The following is a 2941-nucleotide window of genomic DNA, read 5'->3' as shown; positions in this document are numbered from 1 at the left end:
CTATCCACGACGCTGTTACTGTATCTGCCTCGACTACATTGGTGATGAAATAGTCCACCTCTGTTGCTTTTTCAATTGAACTTGCATTCATGACGATAGCCAAGTTCCTTTCTCCTTCTAGTTGAGATATTTTCGCTCTGATTTATGCAAGAGGTCTATTGGAACCTCGCAACTATTCAGAACTCAGGCAAGCAGTTTGTGGTGCTTTAAGCGCAATTACCCTTAAAGATATTCATGGCTGGTTCACACATGGTTGCTATTGTACTTCCCCTTTTGTTGACACTTCCCAGTCACCATTACTTACCTCATTCATGGGAAAACCGCTATAAATCCGTTGAGTATAGGCTACATATCAGGACAGGCACTCATGCCAGAGGCAATCATGCAAAACGGAGAATAAATAATCAGTTTTTAATAACCAGATTTAGTACCACTGATGACTGATTACTGTTCACTGAAAAAACTTGCCACTCTCGACAATTCTCCTTCTCCGCTGCGTTAACCATAGTCGATAATAATAAAAGACAGATCGATCGCTTGCGCTCATGACCGGCAACCACTACCAAACCTTAGAAATCAGCCATAAATCGACCCCTGAGGAGATTAAACGGGCCTATAGGCGTTTAGCCAGACAATTCCATCCCGATAGTCAAAACGATAGTGCCAGTCACGATAAAATCGTCGCTATTAACGCCGCCTACGAGATTTTAAGCGATCCGAGACTAAGAAAGGACTACGATAACCAACTAATCGCCAATTCTCCCGAAAAACGCGCCCAACGCACTGCCAGCGCCCAAGCAAATTACCATCGTTACAAAGAAGCAGTCCAGGAAGACGAAGCCCTGGTTAAACAGTGGTATAACCAGACCTATAGTCCGATTAATCGCCTGATCGGTCAAATTATCCGGCCTCTCAAAGGTCAGATCGATCATCTATCCGCCGATCCCTTCGATGATCAGTTAATGGCTGTTTTTCAAGACTATCTAGAAACCTGTCGCCAAAATCTCGATCGAGCCAAAACCCTCTTTTGCCAACGGCCTAACCCTGCCAAAATGGCCAAAGTGGCCGCTTCTCTTTACTACTGTCTCAATCATCTCACTGATGGACTAGAAGAATTAGAAACCTTTACCCTTAACTACGATGATCGCTCTCTCCACACCGGTCAAGAAATGTTTCGCATGGCCCAGCGTTTACAGATAGAAGCTAAACAGATAGCCAGTCAGTGCCAAAATTAGACCTCTGGTAAAAATCAAAAATTGTTGTTAGGGTTAGGAGCCAGTAGTCAGTAGTCAGGAGAATTAAGAATGAATAATAATCAATTAAATGGTCTATTTACAGATTTTAGGCAATTTAATCATTATTTTTGCCTTTTTTGAACCATGAAAAATTAATTATGCCAGAGCTTGATTAAATCTCTAGCCATGGGCAAAAAAAAAGACGAAAATAGATCAGGACCAGATTTACCCAATCCCTAGCTTAACCCCGATGAGAGACAAACAATCAGAAATTACCAATATATCCACCCCGAGAGATTCTGATCTTTATTCCTTGCCCCCCGCCGTCCAACGGGCTGCTAATATCCTTTTACGTCAGGGAAGAGTCGGTTTTTGGACGCAGATTGTCCTGGGCGTAATTTCAGGGGTTTTATTACTCATTGCTACCGCTAGTTTATTAGGGACGAGACAACGCACTTCTGGTATTGAAATCGGTGTTTTATGTGCCATTGGTGGGGCTGGTTTCTTGGTAGTCGCCATTTTCTTTTCCTCTCGTTATATGAAAATTGCCCGTCAAATGTTGAGGGGTGATCAAGATAGTCGCCCAAAAAAATCCGATACTATTCAGTTAATCCGTCAGGGTTTAATCGCTAATATTATCGGGATGTTTTTAACGATTTTGGGAGCGCAAGCGTTAGCGGGAATCGTCTTAATTAAATCCCTCAATGTTCCCCAAGGTACTTTTAATGTTGCCTCTAACCCCAGTCAATTTGTTAATTCCGTTGACCTGTTAATTGTGCAGGCCAATACTAATACAATTCTCGCGCACTTTACCGGTATCGTTACTTCTTTGTGGCTTCTTAATCGTATTACTTCTAAATAAATATGGCTATGCAACGCACCCGTTTAAGTACGCTGGCTAATGTCACCAGCAGTCGATTTAATAGCTTTTTTGGTAATCCTTGGCGGCGGATTTCCCTACAGATAATTTGTGTTTTATTTGGAGTTTTTTCTGGTCAAGCAATCGTCACCACTGCAGGTCAAACTGCTCAATGGGATGTCACCGCTGCCGGTTTATTGCTGCTGTTTACGGAGGCGATTAGCCGGATTGTTTACCGAAAAAGTGCTCAGGCTAAACCAGCACCGATTCTGCGAGAATCTTTCAATTTACTCAAAATTGGTATCACCTATAGTTTATTTCTAGAAGCCTTTAAAATTGGCTCTTAAATAGGGTTTGCTCCAAGGAGTCAGAATAACAGAATGACATCCCTCACTGAGCAAAAGTGCAAGGTTTTTGAGTCCCTCGGATCGTTTTCTCAACCTTTGTTTCTTGCACTTTTTTGCCCTTTTCTAGCAAGGCTTACACTGATATTCAGCAAACCCTAACTGATTGTCCACTGGAGTTTCATCGGAAGATGGTAATTCTTCGGCGCTGGGAAGAGGGCGATTTTTATTATCGGTAAGGTTAACCATAGCTCCGACAAGCGTGGTGTTTAATTAGGGTTTGCGGCAAAAAGTTTGTTGGTGGGGTTAGGAGTCAGTAGCCGGTCGTCAGTAGCCGGTCGTTTCAGGCTTTGTTGCCCTCTTTTTTTGTACCAGTTTATGTACTATGAGGAGAATAATGCAAGGTTTTTGAATGTCCCAATCCTATTTTCTTGCACTAACATCAGATTTTAACAGGTCAAAAACCTTATTTTAAAAGGGTTTTACCATTATTCAGCAAGTCC

General features: G+C 42.3%; 3 protein-coding genes and 2 pseudogenes. 3 read left to right on the top strand and 2 right to left on the bottom strand.

The genetic code is table 11. The features are described 5' to 3' along the window. Nucleotides 1–139, bottom strand: a pseudogene (locus ACE1AQ_RS00065) (IS701 family transposase); the annotation flags it as partial. Nucleotides 140–545: 406 nt separating this feature from the next. On the opposite strand from ACE1AQ_RS00065, the gene ACE1AQ_RS00060 reads away from it, so the two are divergent. The 3 genes from ACE1AQ_RS00060 to ACE1AQ_RS00050 all read left to right on the top strand — a co-directional run bounded on the left by ACE1AQ_RS00060 (nucleotide 546) and on the right by ACE1AQ_RS00050 (nucleotide 2441). After that, nucleotides 546–1235, top strand: a complete 690-nt coding sequence (locus ACE1AQ_RS00060; protein ID WP_008195982.1) for a J domain-containing protein — start codon at nucleotides 546–548, stop codon at nucleotides 1233–1235. Between the two features lie 250 nt (nucleotides 1236–1485). Then, complete coding sequence (locus ACE1AQ_RS00055) at nucleotides 1486–2097, top strand: DUF3611 family protein (RefSeq protein ID WP_008195984.1); 612 nt, start codon at nucleotides 1486–1488, stop codon at nucleotides 2095–2097. Between the two features lie 2 nt (nucleotides 2098–2099). Continuing rightward, the gene (locus ACE1AQ_RS00050) at nucleotides 2100–2441 is read left to right on the top strand and encodes a DUF565 domain-containing protein (protein WP_008195985.1); all 342 of its coding nucleotides are present in this window, start codon (nucleotides 2100–2102) and stop codon (nucleotides 2439–2441) included. A 156-nt stretch (nucleotides 2442–2597) separates the two neighbouring features. On the opposite strand, the pseudogene ACE1AQ_RS00045 reads toward ACE1AQ_RS00050, so the two are convergent. After that, nucleotides 2598–2687 (bottom strand): annotated as a pseudogene (locus tag ACE1AQ_RS00045) (Uma2 family endonuclease); the annotation flags it as partial. Nucleotides 2688–2941 lie beyond the last annotated feature (254 nt).

This window comes from Microcystis sp. BLCC-F209 (assembly GCF_041928595.1).
Classification (GTDB): domain Bacteria; phylum Cyanobacteriota; class Cyanobacteriia; order Cyanobacteriales; family Microcystaceae; genus Microcystis.
Note: the sequence above shows the minus strand (reverse complement) of the source record. Positions and strands in the feature narration are given on the sequence as shown.